This window comes from Pseudomonas sp. URIL14HWK12:I12, from assembly GCF_003097135.1.
GTDB lineage: Bacteria > Pseudomonadota > Gammaproteobacteria > Pseudomonadales > Pseudomonadaceae > Aquipseudomonas.
Genome location: NZ_QEQL01000004.1, coordinates 108,433 through 121,517, shown reverse-complemented (window position 1 = coordinate 121,517; position 13,085 = coordinate 108,433). Strand labels below are relative to the sequence as shown.

General features: G+C 63.6%; 12 protein-coding genes. 9 read left to right on the top strand and 3 right to left on the bottom strand.

Going from position 1 to position 13,085, the window contains the following annotated elements; all coding sequences use genetic code 11:
• Window positions 1-19: 19 nt before the first annotated feature.
• The 7 genes from F474_RS13300 to F474_RS13270 are packed head-to-tail and all read left to right on the top strand — an operon-like array spanning window position 20 to window position 7,808.
• On the top strand, window positions 20-1,183 hold the full coding sequence (locus F474_RS13300) for an isovaleryl-CoA dehydrogenase (protein WP_097085135.1): 1,164 nt from the start codon (window positions 20-22) through the stop codon (window positions 1,181-1,183).
• Window positions 1,184-1,194: 11 nt separating this feature from the next.
• Window positions 1,195-2,802, top strand: a complete 1,608-nt coding sequence (locus tag F474_RS13295) for a carboxyl transferase domain-containing protein (protein WP_097085136.1) — start codon at window positions 1,195-1,197, stop codon at window positions 2,800-2,802.
• Window positions 2,803-2,804: 2 nt separating this feature from the next.
• Window positions 2,805-3,599 carry an enoyl-CoA hydratase-related protein gene (locus tag F474_RS13290; protein WP_097085137.1) on the top strand — a complete coding sequence of 265 codons (795 nt, stop codon included), beginning with the start codon at window positions 2,805-2,807 and terminating at the stop codon, window positions 3,597-3,599.
• Complete coding sequence (locus F474_RS13285; RefSeq protein WP_097085138.1) at window positions 3,596-5,521, top strand: biotin carboxylase N-terminal domain-containing protein; 1,926 nt, start codon at window positions 3,596-3,598, stop codon at window positions 5,519-5,521. The genes F474_RS13290 and F474_RS13285 overlap by 4 nt, the downstream gene beginning before the upstream one ends.
• Window positions 5,518-6,453, top strand: coding sequence for a hydroxymethylglutaryl-CoA lyase (locus F474_RS13280; protein WP_097085139.1), 936 nt, complete (start codon window positions 5,518-5,520; stop codon window positions 6,451-6,453). The genes F474_RS13285 and F474_RS13280 overlap by 4 nt, the downstream gene beginning before the upstream one ends.
• A 51-nt stretch (window positions 6,454-6,504) precedes the next feature.
• Entirely contained in the window at window positions 6,505-7,263 is a 759-nt protein-coding gene (dnaQ, locus tag F474_RS13275) for a DNA polymerase III subunit epsilon (protein WP_097085140.1), read from the top strand.
• The gene (locus tag F474_RS13270) at window positions 7,260-7,808 is read left to right on the top strand and encodes a GNAT family N-acetyltransferase (RefSeq protein WP_097085141.1); all 549 of its coding nucleotides are present in this window, start codon (window positions 7,260-7,262) and stop codon (window positions 7,806-7,808) included. The genes dnaQ and F474_RS13270 overlap by 4 nt, the downstream gene beginning before the upstream one ends.
• Window positions 7,809-7,812: 4 nt before the next feature.
• Here the strand turns inward: F474_RS13270 and F474_RS13265 are convergent, their stop codons facing one another.
• Both F474_RS13265 and F474_RS13260 read right to left on the bottom strand, forming a co-directional pair.
• A complete protein-coding gene (locus tag F474_RS13265) occupies window positions 7,813-8,706 on the bottom strand; it encodes a LysR family transcriptional regulator (RefSeq protein ID WP_097085142.1) in 894 nt (297 codons plus the stop codon).
• Window positions 8,707-8,769: 63 nt separating this feature from the next.
• Window positions 8,770-8,988, bottom strand: coding sequence for a hypothetical protein (locus F474_RS13260; protein ID WP_097085143.1), 219 nt, complete (start codon window positions 8,986-8,988; stop codon window positions 8,770-8,772).
• Between the two features lie 332 nt (window positions 8,989-9,320).
• Here F474_RS13260 and brnQ point away from each other — a divergent pair, with 332 nt between their 5' ends.
• Window positions 9,321-10,631, top strand: coding sequence for a branched-chain amino acid transport system II carrier protein (gene brnQ / locus F474_RS13255; protein ID WP_097085144.1), 1,311 nt, complete (start codon window positions 9,321-9,323; stop codon window positions 10,629-10,631).
• A gap of 37 nt (window positions 10,632-10,668) precedes the next feature.
• Here brnQ and F474_RS13250 read toward each other — a convergent pair whose 3' ends face one another.
• Window positions 10,669-10,950, bottom strand: a complete 282-nt coding sequence (locus F474_RS13250) for a hypothetical protein (RefSeq protein WP_097085145.1) — start codon at window positions 10,948-10,950, stop codon at window positions 10,669-10,671.
• Window positions 10,951-11,149: 199 nt separating this feature from the next.
• Here F474_RS13250 and htpG point away from each other — a divergent pair, with 199 nt between their 5' ends.
• Window positions 11,150-13,060: a molecular chaperone HtpG gene (gene htpG / locus F474_RS13245; protein WP_097085146.1), complete on the top strand. Its 1,911-nt coding sequence runs from the start codon at window positions 11,150-11,152 to the stop codon at window positions 13,058-13,060.
• The last annotated feature ends 25 nt before the right edge of the window (window positions 13,061-13,085 follow it).

The window sequence follows — 13,085 nt, the reverse complement described above, 5'->3', positions numbered from 1 at the left end:
GGCTGACCATAGGTGCCCCATGACCTGCCACGGTTTGAATTTCGCTCTCGGCGAAACCCTCGACATGCTTCGCCATCACCTGCAAACCTTCGTCGGCACCCACATCGCGCCGCGCGCCGCTGACATCGACCAGAGCAATACCTTTCCCGCCGACCTTTGGCCCAAGCTGGGCGAGATGGGCCTGCTGGGTATCACGGTCGCCGAGGAGTACGGCGGCGCCTCGCTGGGCTATCTGGCCCATGTGGTTGCCATGGAAGAAATCAGCCGCGGCTCGGCTTCGGTGGCGCTTTCATACGGTGCCCACTCCAACCTCTGCGTGAATCAGATACATCGCAATGGCACTGCGGCGCAGAAGGCTCGCTACCTGCCGCCGTTGGTAAGTGGCGAACACGTAGGCGCACTGGCCATGAGCGAGCCTAATGCCGGCTCCGATGTGGTATCGATGCGCCTGCGTGCCGAGCGAAAGGGTGACCGTTTCGTGCTCAACGGCAGTAAAACCTGGATCACCAACGGCCCCGACGCCAACACCTACGTGATCTACGCCAAGACCGACCCGGCCCGCGGTGCCCACGGCATTACGGCATTCATCGTCGAGCGGGGCTTCAAAGGCTTCAGCCAGGGCAGCAAATTCGACAAGCTCGGAATGCGGGGCTCCAACACCTGTGAGTTGTTCTTCGATGACGTCGAAGTCCCCGAAGAGAACATCTTGGGCGCTGAGCACGGTGGGGTGAAGGTGCTGATGAGCGGGCTGGACTACGAGCGGGTAGTGCTCGCCGGGGGGCCGGTAGGCATCATGCAGGCGTGCCTGGACGTGGTGCTGCCCTATGTGCATCAGCGCGAGCAGTTCGGCCAGCCGATCGGCGAATTCCAGTTCATCCAGGGCAAAGTGGCCGACCTCTACACCCAGCTCAATGCCAGCCGCGCTTACCTGTACGCCGTGGCCCAGGCCTGCGACCGCGGCGAGGCGACCCGCAAAGACGCCGCCGGGGTGATTCTCTACACGGCCGAGCGTGCCACGCAGATGGCCCTGGAAGCGATCCAGATCCTGGGCGGCAATGGCTACATCAATGAATTCCCGACCGGGCGCCTGTTGCGCGATGCCAAGCTCTACGAGATCGGTGCGGGCACCAGTGAGATACGGCGGATGCTCATCGGGCGCGAGCTGTTCAACGAAACCCGCTGAGGAGTGTGCCCATGGCAATCTTGACGACCCAACTGGACACCCGAGGCGACACCTTCGCCCGCAACGCCCAAGCCATGGCCGAGCACCTGGCGCGGCTCTGTGAGCTGACTCGCCTCATCGCCCTGGGCGGCGGCGAGGCAGCCCAGGCGCGCCACCAGGCCAAGGGCAAGCTGCTACCGCGCGAGCGCATCGATCGTTTGCTCGACCCTGGCTCGCCTTTCCTGGAGATCGGCGCGCTCGCCGCTTGGGAGGTCTACGACGAAGCCGTGCCCGCAGCCGGCATCATTGCCGGTATCGGCCAGGTCGAAGGGGTGCAGTGCATGATCCTGGCCAACGACGCCACGGTCAAAGGCGGCACCTACTACCCGCTGACGGTAAAAAAACACCTGCGCGCCCAGGCCATCGCCGAGCAGAACCGCCTGCCGTGCATTTACCTGGTCGACTCCGGCGGCGCTAACTTGCCACGTCAGGAGCAAGTGTTCCCCGACCGCGAGCACTTCGGGCGGATCTTCTTCAACCAGGCCAACCTGAGCGCTCAGGGCATTGCCCAGATCGCGGTGGTGATGGGCTCTTGTACCGCCGGCGGTGCCTATGTACCGGCCATGAGCGACGAAACCATCATGGTTCGCGAACAGGCCACGATCTTTCTTGCCGGCCCCCCGCTGGTGAAGGCTGCCACCGGCGAGGAGGTCACAGCCGAAGCACTCGGTGGTGCTGACGTGCATTGCCGGACTTCCGGTGTGGCCGACCACTATGCCGAAAATGACGCCCATGCCTTGGCGTTGGCGCGGCGCTGCATTGCCAACCTCAATTTCCGCCCGCTGGGCAACCTTGTGCTCAAACCCCCGCGGCCGCCGCTGTATCCGGCCAGTGACCTGTACGGCATCGTACCCAGCGACCCGCGCCAGGCGTTCGAGGTGCGAGAGGTGATCGCGCGGCTGGTCGACGGCAGCGAGCTGGATGAGTTCAAGGCCTTGTTCGGCACCACCTTGGTGTGCGGCTTTGCCCACCTGCATGGCCACCCTGTGGGCATTCTGGCCAACAACGGCATTCTTTTCGCGGAGGCTGCACAAAAGGGCGCGCACTTCATCGAGCTGGCCTGCCAGCGGGGCATTCCGTTGCTGTTCCTGCAGAACATCACAGGGTTCATGGTGGGCAAGAAATACGAAGAAGCCGGCATCGCCAAGCACGGCGCCAAGCTGGTGGCAGCGGTGGCGTGCGCGCGGGTGCCGAAATTCACGGTGATCATCGGTGGTAGCTATGGGGCAGGCAACTACGGCATGTGTGGAAGGGCCTATGACCCACGCTTCTTGTGGATGTGGCCCAACGCACGCATTGGTGTGATGGGCGCCGAGCAGGCCGCCGGTGTGCTGGTCCAGGTAAAGCGGGAGCAAGCAGCCCGTGCCGGGGAGCCCTTCGATGACGCTCAGGCCCAGCGTATCAAGCAGCCTATCGTGGCCCAGTATGAACAGCAGGCCCAAGCGGTCTACTCCAGCGCCCGCCTCTGGGACGACGGGGTGATCGACCCGGCCCAGACCCGCGAGGTACTGGCGCTGGCCCTGGCCGCCAGCCAGAACGCGCCGGCGCAGCCCACCACCTTCGGCGTACTGAGGATGTGACCATGACGAGCTTTCACACCCTTGAGCTTTCGATCGATGCCCAGGGCCTGGCCACGCTCTGGCTCAATCGCCCCGACAAGCACAATGCTTTCGATGCGCAGATGATCGCCGAGCTCTCACAGGCGCTGGAGCATGTGCGGTGCGACCCCCGCATTCGCCTGCTGGTGCTTCGCGGGCGAGGCAGGCATTTCAGCGCCGGTGCAGACCTCGCCTGGATGCAGGCCAGCGCCGCCCTGGACCTGCCAGCCAACCTGGCCGATGCGCAGGCGTTGGCTGAATTGATGTACCGCTTGCATACCCTGCCCATGCCGACGCTGGCTTTGGTGCATGGCGCGGCCTACGGCGGGGCGCTGGGGCTGGTGGCGGCTTGCGACCTGGCCATCGGCGCGCAGGACGCACGGTTTTGCCTGTCAGAGGTGCGAATCGGCTTGATCCCGGCGGTGATCAGCCCGTTCGTGGTCAAGGCCATGGGTGAGCGCCAGGCCCGGCGCTACATGCTCACCGCCGAACCCTTCACTGGTGAGCGGGCAGCTGAGCTGGGGTTGTTGCACGAAACCGCGCCTTACGACGGGCTCGATGCTGTTCTGGCGCGCTGGGCAGGCCACCTGCTGCAAAACAGCCCCCAGGCGCTTCGGGCCTGCAAGCAGTTGCTGGCCGCCATCGCTGGTGCGGGCGACGAGCTGCGCCACTACACCGAACACGCCATTGCCGCCATTCGCGTCAGCGAAGAGGGCCAGGAGGGCCTGCGCGCTTTCCTGGAAAAGCGCAGGCCCCACTGGCAGGAGCACACTGCATGAAGATCCAGACCTTGCTGGTGGCCAACCGCGGTGAGATCGCCTGCCGCATCATTCGCACGGCGCGTGCCTTGGGCATCGACAGCGTCGCAGTGCACAGCGACATCGACGCCGGGGCCTTGCATGCCGAGCTGGCCGACCGTGCGATCAGCCTGGGGGGTAGCCGGCCCGAAGGTAGTTACTTGGCGGCCGACAAGGTGCTGGCTGCCGCCCGCGCCAGTGGCGCCCAGGCTGTTCACCCCGGCTACGGGTTTCTTTCCGAGAACGCGGCGTTCGCTCGTGCCGTGGAAGCTGCCGGGCTGCTGTTCATCGGCCCCCCGGCCAGTGCCATCGAGGCAATGGGCAGCAAGTCGGCGGCCAAGGCGCTGATGGAAAAGGCTCAGGTACCTCTGGTACCGGGCTACCACGGCGATGACCAGCGGCTGGAGGCCTTCACCGAAGCGGCCGAGCGCATCGGTTACCCGGTGCTGCTCAAGGCTGCTGCCGGTGGTGGTGGTAAAGGTATGAAGGTGGTGGAGCAGCAGGCCCAACTCGCTGAGGCACTGGCGTCGGCCCAGCGCGAGGCCCAGGCCGCCTTTGGCGATGCGCGCATGCTGGTGGAGAAATACCTGTTGGGCCCGCGGCATGTGGAAATCCAGGTGTTCGCTGACCAGCATGGCCACTGCCTCTACCTGCATGAGCGCGACTGCTCGATCCAGCGCCGCCACCAGAAGGTGGTCGAAGAAGCCCCTGCGCCAGGGCTCTCGCCTGCCGTGCGCCAGGCCATGGGCGAAGCGGCGGTGAAGGCGGCGCAGGCTATCGGCTATGTGGGGGCCGGCACGGTGGAGTTCCTGCTCGATGAGCGTGGCGAATTCTTCTTCATGGAGATGAACACCCGCCTGCAGGTGGAGCACCCGGTTACCGAAGCGATCACAGGGCTCGATCTGGTGGCCTGGCAGTTGCGCGTCGCGCAGGGCGAGCCCCTGCCGATGACTCAAGACCAGGTGCCCTTGAACGGGCACGCCATCGAGGTGCGGTTGTATGCCGAGGACACCGAACGCGGTTTCCTTCCGGCCGCTGGCCCGCTGCGGCTGTATCGCGAGCCGGCGCCTGGGGACGGGCGCCGTGTGGACAGCGGTGTACGCGAAGGCGACGAGGTGTCGCCCTTCTATGACCCGATGCTGGCCAAGGTCATCGCGTGGGGCGAAAACCGTGAACAGGCACGCCAGCGCTTGCTGGCCATGTTGGGCGAGATGGCGGTTGGCGGCTTTGCCAGCAACTTGGGGTTTGTGCGCCGGGTGATCGCCCACCCGGCCTTCGCCGCCGCGCAACTGGATACCCGCTTCATCGCCAGGCACGAGCAGCAGTTGCTGGTGGGCAGCGACCCGTTGCCTGAAGATTTCTGGGCATTGGCCGCCGAGGCTTGGTTGAGCCAGGCAGGCGCAGTGCCGGCAGTTGGGCCTTGGGCCGAGTGCAGTGGCTGGCGGCTGAATGCGCCCGCTTACCGCAGCCTTGCGCTGCGCTGTGGGGAGCAGGTGCAACGCGTGTGCTTGAGCGGCCCGCCCAAGGCGATGCTGCGAGGCGAGCGCATTGGTTTCCAGCAGGGTGGCCCTCAGCACGCCTGCCGCTTTTACCTGCGCGATGAAGCCCTGTTTCTGGAATGGAACGGGAGCTTTCAGGAGGTGCGCCTGGCACCCCCGGAAACCGGCAGCCATCAAGCCGCAGCCGGTGGGTTGGCGGCCCCGATGAATGCCAGTGTCGCGGCGGTGTTCGCCCGGGTAGGTGAGGCGGTGCAGGTCGGCGCGACATTGCTGGTGCTGGAGGCGATGAAGATGGAGCACCCCATTCGGGCGCCGCAGGCCGGCATTGTGGCGGGTGTCTATTGCAGGGAGGGCGATCTGGTTACCGAGGGCCACCTTCTGGTCGGCCTGGAGCCCGCGCCATGAGCGGCTTGCCGAAGCGAGTGCAGGTAGTCGAGGTAGGGCCACGTGACGGCCTGCAGAACGAACAGGCGCCTGTCAGCGTGGCGCAGCGCATTGCCTTGTGCAACGCACTGAGCCATGCCGGGTTCACGGCTATCGAAGCTGGCAGCTTCGTTTCCCCCAGGTGGGTGCCGCAGATGGCCGACACCGATCAAGTGCTGACGGGCATCAGCCGCCGCCCCGGCACTCGCTACCCGGTGTTGGTGCCCAACCTGGCCGGGTTCGAGGCAGCGCTGGCCGCCGGTGCCGAAGAGGTGGCGGTGTTCGCCGCTGCCTCAGAACCCTTTTCGCAGAAGAACATCAATTGCTCCATTGCCCAGAGCCTGGAGCGCTTCGCCCCGGTGCTACAGGCTGCACAGCAGGAGGGAGTCAGGGTTCGCGGCTATGTGTCATGTGTATTGGGCTGCCCTTACCAAGGCCAGGTCGCGCCCGACCAGGTCGCCGCGGTGGCTGCGCAGCTGCTCGCCATGGGCTGCTATGAAATCTCCCTGGGCGATACGATCGGCCGTGGCACGCCCGGGCAGGCACGCCAGTTGTGGGAGGTGGTGGGCCGGCGCGTGCCCCGCGACCAACTGGCGGGGCACTTTCATGATACCTATGGCCAGGCATTGGCCAACGTCTATGCCAGCTTGCTCGAAGGTATCGCAGTATTCGACAGCGCGGTCGCCGGGCTGGGCGGCTGCCCCTATGCCCAGGGTGCCACAGGCAATCTGGCGACCGAGGACCTGCTGTACCTGCTTGAGGGGTTGGGCATCGACACAGGCGTATCGCTTGAGTTGGCAGTGCAGGCGGGGGCGTGGATCAGCGCGGTGCTGGGCCGGCCCAATGGGGCCAAGGCGGGGCAAGCGCTGGGCCGCCGCCAGCAGGGGGCGCTGGCAGAGAGGCCGGGGCCGTGATGTCTGGCACCTGCCCATGCTATCCTCCGCGCCAGCAATCAGGAGCACCCCATGGCACAGCAAACCCCCGGCGATCGCTGGATCGTTCTCGATACCGAAACCACCGGCATGCCGGTTACCGACGGGCACCGGGTACTGGAGATCGGCTGCGTGGAGGTGGTGCGCCGGCGCCTTACCCAACGCAACTTCCACGTCTATCTGCAGACCGACCGTGAAAGCGATGAGGGCGCGATCGGCGTGCACGGTATCACCAGCGAGTTTCTCAAGGGCAAGCCACGTTTTGCCGACATCGCCGATGAGTTCTACGAGTATATCCGCGGCGCCACGTTGATCATTCACAACGCCGCGTTCGATATCGGCTTCCTGAACAACGAGTTCGCCTTGCTGGGCCAGGCAGACCGTTCCGACATCAGCCAGTACTGCACCATCATCGACTCCCTCGCTGTTGCACGGGCGCGCCACCCCGGCCAGCGCAACAGCCTCGACGCGCTGTGCAAACGCTACGGCATCGACCTGTCCGAACGCACCCTGCACGGCGCCCTGCTTGACTCCGAGTTGCTCGCCGATGTCTACCTGACCATGACCGGCGGGCAGACCAGCCTGTCATTGGCAGGGCAGGGTGCAGACGGTGAGGGGGCAGGGCAGCAGGGCAGCGAGATTCGCCGCCTGCCGGCTGATCGCCGGCGAACACCGGTCGTGCGCGCCAGCGAGGCGGAGTTGGCTGAACATGTAGCGCGGCTGGAGATCATCGCCAAGGCCGCGGGTGGGCCGGCGCTCTGGGCACAACTGGCCGAGCCCGCATCGCCTTGAGCCTGAGCGCTTCACCTCTGCGCATCAAGGTGGCGGGCAGTGGCTATACCGGCTACGTACTGAGTTCGGATTTCAGCTTCATCGTCGATGCCTACTGCCAACCCGAAGTGGGCCGCCCGGTGGCGCAGTGGCGGCAGCAGGCGGTGGCACCGTTTCGTAAACATCACGACCTCGACCCGCAGGAGTATGCGCATTTCGCCCGCCAGCCTGGCAGCGAGGTGTTCGTGGCCTGGCTTGGTGAGCGGCAAGTGGGCCATTGCGTGATAAGCCGAAACTGGAACAACCTGGCTTATATCGACGAGCTGGCCGTCGATGCACCCGCCCGCCGCCAAGGGGTTGCCGGCGCGCTGCTTCAGGCAGCCAAGCAGTGGGCTCATGAGCGGTCGCTACCGGGCGTCATGCTCGAAGCCCAGAACGATAACCTGCCGGCCTGCCGTTTGTATGAGCGTGCTGGCTTTGTATTGGGGGGGCTGGACACGCTGCGCTACCGAGGCCTCGACCCCCAGGCGCGGGAGATCGCTTTATTCTGGTATTGCCTGAACTGAGACGTCAGCCTGCAAGAGCCTCTATGGCCTTTTCGCTGACAATTTCGCTCAACGCCCGCAGCGCTGCCCCGGTTTCAGCCCCTGTACGTTGCAGCGCATACAGCTTGACTTCGATAGCCGGCGATACCGGGCACTGGTCAAGCCCAGCCAGCCGTGCGCTGTGGGCAGTGAACGGATCGACCAGCGCCAGGCCTTCGCCGGCCTCGATCATCGCACGCAACAGTGCCAGGCTCTGAACGCGCAAATGCAGCCTCGGGGGCGGGGCCAGCTTGCGCAGCCGCTGCTCAAGGGCCTGGCCCAGCTGGTTGGGTTGCTCCAGTGCAACCATCCCCTCACCGGCAAGCAGGGTGAGATTCGCGTGGCGCTGGCGGCCGCCCAGCCAGCCACGGGGGGCGATCAGATGCACCTTGCCACTGTGCAGCACAGTACTCTGCAGGTCCGGGTGAGTGGCAGGCTCCAGGCTCAAAGCCAGGTCGCACTGGCGCATTAGCAGGGCCAATTGCATATGGGACAGGTCGGCGCAGGCCAGTTGGCAAGGCGTGTCGGGAAAACGGCGGCGCAGGGCAGCTACGCTGAGCGGCAGCACATGGCCAATCAATGCTTCACAAGCCATCAGCCGTAGGGGCGGGGCCCGGTGGTCTCGCAATTCCCCGGTCACCCGGCGAAGTTGCTCCAACTCTTCGAGCAGTCGCTGGCCAGCACTCTGTAACTGCAGCGCTTCAGCCGTCGCCTGCAGGCGGCCGCGCACGCGCGAGAACAGCAGCAGGCGATTGTCATGCTCACATTCATCGAGTAAAGATTCGACAGCCGCAGGGGCCAGGCCCAGCCATTCTCCAGCGGCGGTAAAGCTACCGGTTCGCAGCAGGGCGTCAACGACTTCGAAATGGCGCAAATGCATCAGGGCAGTATCCTGGCAGAGTGCACCGATTTTGGCACAGGGGCCAGCACAGAGCTCGCCCTGTCAAGGAACGCGAACAATCTCCACACCGCTCTGAACCAATTGAAAGCGGTCTTCGCCCAGGTGCGTCACCCGGTCTCCAATCGCCAGGCGATAGGTGGTCAGAGGCTTGGAGCCGATCACGCCCTCAGGAGACTGGACGGCTTCATGGTATTCATGCACCGGGTAGATCCGCCCTTCGGCGTCGCGTGCATGGAATTGCCCAACCAATACTGCTGTCATGATGCTCCAACCTCGAAAGCTGCTCGGCAGGCCTGCCGATGCAGCGGTAGACCCTTGTTTTTAGGACAAGTTTTACCGCACCCCAAAAAATCCCCGTAAGGGCTCGCTGGACACACTTGCAGGAATTATCCGAAAAACGGGCCAAACTAGCGCGTTAGTCGATTCAGCGCGCCACAAAGGTGCGGGTCGATGGGTTTTCCGGTAACCTTCCGCCCGCGCTCGCCACCCTCAAAAGGGGCGGAGGGCGGTGCATCCGACCCCGGTGCTCCTGTCAATCACCCACAAGGTAAGCCTCCTTTTCCGTCGTACTTCCTCAGTGTGGTTCTCAAGCAATGAAAGTGTTGAAAGGCCAGGACGTCCTGGCATTGGGCTTCATGACGTTCGCCCTGTTCGTAGGGGCAGGCAATATCATCTTCCCGCCCATCGTAGGTTTAGAGGCCGGCCCGTTCGTATGGGTGGCGGCGCTGGGCTTTCTCATCACGGCAGTTGGGCTGCCGGTGATCACCGTGATTGCACTGGCCAAGGTGGGTGGTGCGATGGATGCGCTGAGCACGCCCATCGGCCGGGCCGCCGGAACCGTGCTGGCGGTGGTGTGCTACCTTTCGGTTGGCCCGCTGTTCGCCACCCCACGCACGGCCACCGTGTCGTTCGAGGTCGGTGTAGCACCGTTGACCGGCGACGGGCCCTTGCCGCTTTTGGCGTATAGCACTGTCTATTTCGCGCTGGTGCTGTTGGTGTCGTTGTACCCCGGCCGTTTGCTTGACACCGTTGGCCGTTTCCTCGCTCCGCTGAAGATCGTGGCCCTCATCGTACTGGGCGCCGCCGCTTTCATGGTGCCAGCTGGCAGTGTGGGCGAGGCGACCCCCGCCTACAAGGCGGCGGCGTTCTCTCAGGGCTTCATCAGTGGTTACCTGACCATGGATACCCTCGGGGCCCTGGTATTCGGCATTGTGATCGTTAATGCGATCCGTTCACGAGGCGTGGAGGATGCCCGACTGATCACACGCTATGCCGTGATCGCCGGGCTGATCGCGGGCCTGGGCCTGGTGCTGGTGTATGTGAGCCTGTTTCGCCTCGGCGCCGGCAGCCACACCATCGCGGCAGGTGCTACCAACGGCGCGCAAGTGCTGCATGCTTACGTGCAAGCGACGTTCGGCTCGTTGGGCAGCGACTTTCTGGCGGTTCTGATCGCGCTGGCCTGCTTGGTCACAGCCGTAGGCCTTACCTGCGCCTGCGCGGAGTTCTTCGGCCAACTGCTGGGCTACCCCTACAAGGTGCTGGTCGCTGTGCTGGCAGGTTTCTCGCTGCTGGTGTCCAACCTCGGCCTGACTCAGCTGATCCACTTCTCGGTCCCGGTACTGACCGCCATCTACCCGCCATGCATCGTGCTGGTCGCGCTGAGCTTCGCCCACGGGCTGTGGCGGTCCCCCGGTGCTGTGGTGGCTCCGGTGATGCTGATGGCGTTGGTATTTGGGGTCATCGATGCGCTCAAGGTCGCAGGGCTTGGAGCCTCTATGCCTTCGATGCTGACGCATCTGCCATTGGCAGAGCAGGGGATGGCGTGGCTGCTTCCGTCGGTTGCCACATTGATAGTGGCGGTGTTCGCCGACCGCTTCTTGCTCGGGCGCCTTCAGCGCGCCTGACAGGCAGGGTGCCGGGTTTGCCGGCACCCGTTTCGAATCAGTTCTTGCTTGGCGCCGGGGTGGTGGCATCGGCCGGTGCAGGCGCAGCGCCGCTTGGAGTGCTTTCCTGCTGAGCCTTCTGTTGCGCCTCAGCGGCATCCTTGTTGCCTTGGGCGTTTTCTTTCGCCGCCTCGTTCACGTGCTCCTGGGCTTTATCCATTTGCTGTTGGGCGGCTTCTTTGTGGTCCTGGGCATCTTTGGCCTTGTCGGAGGCGTTGTCGCAAGCGGCCAGGCCCAGAGAGGCGGCCAGGATCAGGGCAGTAGCGAAAGTAGTTTTCATGTGGGAGTCACTCCTTTTGGTTTGTGCAGTGTTCGAACTTGCTCAACTCGGGAGGTTCCGTTCATTGGCCAATATAAAGCGCGGATCCGTAAGGAAATTTTCGTTGGGGATGCAGGCTTGAAATCGAAACGCTTGGCCCCATTTGCTTGTCATCGGCCGGCAAGCCCCGGCCTTGGCAATCAAAACGGAGTGACAAGACATGAGCGCGGACACTCAAGCGCAGACCCTGGGCTTTCAGACCGAAGTCAAGCAACTGCTGCACCTGATGATTCATTCGCTGTATTCGAACAAGGAAATCTTCCTGCGGGAGTTGATCTCCAACGCTTCGGACGCTGCCGACAAACTGCGCTTCGAGAGCCTGGCCAAGCCTGAACTGCTCGAAGACGGCGCGCCACTGCGCATCCGGGTGACCTTCGACAAGGACGCCCGCACCGTTACCCTCGACGATAACGGCATCGGCATGAGCCGCGAAGATGTGATCACCCACTTGGGTACCATCGCCAAGTCCGGCACCGCCGACTTCATGAAGAACCTCACCGGCGACCAGAAAAAAGACTCTCATCTGATTGGCCAGTTCGGCGTGGGCTTCTATTCGGCCTTCATCGTTGCTGATCAGGTAGATGTCTATACCCGCCGCGCGGGCCTGCCAGCCGCCGAGGGCGTTCACTGGTCGTCCAAAGGCGAGGGTGAGTTCCAGGTAGCGACCATCGACAAGCCCGAGCGTGGCACACGCATCGTGCTGCACCTGAAGGCTGACGAGGCCGAGTTCGCCGATGGCTGGCGCCTGCGCAATGTGATCAAGAAATACTCCGATCACATCGCCCTGCCGATCGAGCTGGAAAAGGAACAGGCCCCGGCTGCCGAGGGTGAAGAGGCGCCAGCTGAGCAGGAGTGGGAAACGGTCAACCGCGCCAGCGCCCTGTGGACCCGCCCGCGTACCGAGATCAAGGACGAGGAATATCAGGAGTTCTACAAGCACATCGGCCATGATTATGAGAACCCGCTGGCCTGGAGCCACAACAAGGTAGAAGGCAAGCTTGAGTACAACTCGCTGCTCTATGTGCCGGCCCGCGCACCGTTCGACCTCTACCACCGCGAGGCGCCCAAGGGGCTCAAGCTTTACGTGCAGCGCGTGTTCATCATGGACCAGGCCGAGTCGTTCCTGCCTCTGTATCTTCGCTTCATCAAGGGTGTGGTGGACTCCAATGACCTGTCACTGAACGTTTCGCGCGAGATTCTTCAGAAAGACCCGATCATCGATTCGATGAAGGGTGCGCTGACCAAGCGCGTGCTGGACATGCTGGAAAAACTCGCCCAGAACGAGCCCGAGCAATACAAGGGGTTCTGGAAGAACTTTGGCCAGGTGCTCAAGGAAGGCCCGGCCGAAGACTTCGCCAATAAGGAAAAGATCGCCGGCCTGCTGCGCTTTACCTCTACCCACGAAGACAGCGCTGAGCAGACCGTCGGCCTGAAGGCTTATCTGGAGCGTGCGAAGGAAGGTCAGGACAAGATCTACTACCTGACCGGTGAGTCCTACGCCCAGGTCAAGAACAGCCCCCACCTTGAAGTTTTCCGCAAAAAAGGCATCGAAGTACTGCTGCTCACCGATCGCATCGACGAGTGGCTGATGAGCTACCTGACCGACTTCGACGGCAAGGGCTTCGTAGACGTTGCGCGTGGCGATCTGGACCTTGGCAAGCTGGACAGCGACGAAGACAAAAAGGCCCAGGAAGAAGTCGCCAAGAGCAAAGAAGGGTTGGTGGAGCGCTTGAAAGGCGCCTTGACCGACACTGTAAGTGAGGTGCGCGTCTCGCACCGGTTGACCGACTCTCCAGCCATTCTGGCGATCGGTGAGCAGGACCTCGGGCTGCAGATGCGTCAGATTCTGGAAGCCAGTGGGCAGAAGGTGCCGGACTCCAAGCCGATCTTCGAATTCAACCCAGCCCATCCGCTGATCGAAAAGCTTGACGGCGAGCCGGATGAGGACCGCTTCAAGGACTTGGCGCATATCCTGTTCGACCAGGCGGCACTGGCGGCAGGCGATAGCCTCAAAGACCCGGCCGATTACGTCCGGCGCTTGAACAAGCTGCTGGTTGAGTTGTCGGTGTAAAGCCGTTTGCTCGAAAGCCCGCCAA

Bases quoted from the DNA above. Each gene is read 5' to 3' on its own strand.
- F474_RS13300 (WP_097085135.1), top strand. From the start codon at position 20: ATGACCTGCCACGGTTTGAATTTCGCTCTCGGCGAAACCCTCGACATG.
- F474_RS13295 (WP_097085136.1), top strand. From the start codon at position 1,195: ATGGCAATCTTGACGACCCAACTGGACACCCGAGGCGACACCTTCGCC.
- F474_RS13290 (WP_097085137.1), top strand. From the start codon at position 2,805: ATGACGAGCTTTCACACCCTTGAGCTTTCGATCGATGCCCAGGGCCTG.
- F474_RS13285 (WP_097085138.1), top strand. From the start codon at position 3,596: ATGAAGATCCAGACCTTGCTGGTGGCCAACCGCGGTGAGATCGCCTGC.
- F474_RS13280 (WP_097085139.1), top strand. From the start codon at position 5,518: ATGAGCGGCTTGCCGAAGCGAGTGCAGGTAGTCGAGGTAGGGCCACGT.
- dnaQ (WP_097085140.1), top strand. From the start codon at position 6,505: ATGGCACAGCAAACCCCCGGCGATCGCTGGATCGTTCTCGATACCGAA.
- F474_RS13265 (WP_097085142.1), bottom strand. From the start codon at position 8,706: ATGCATTTGCGCCATTTCGAAGTCGTTGACGCCCTGCTGCGAACCGGT.
- F474_RS13260 (WP_097085143.1), bottom strand. From the start codon at position 8,988: ATGACAGCAGTATTGGTTGGGCAATTCCATGCACGCGACGCCGAAGGG.
- brnQ (WP_097085144.1), top strand. From the start codon at position 9,321: ATGAAAGTGTTGAAAGGCCAGGACGTCCTGGCATTGGGCTTCATGACG.
- F474_RS13250 (WP_097085145.1), bottom strand. From the start codon at position 10,950: ATGAAAACTACTTTCGCTACTGCCCTGATCCTGGCCGCCTCTCTGGGC.
- htpG (WP_097085146.1), top strand. From the start codon at position 11,150: ATGAGCGCGGACACTCAAGCGCAGACCCTGGGCTTTCAGACCGAAGTC.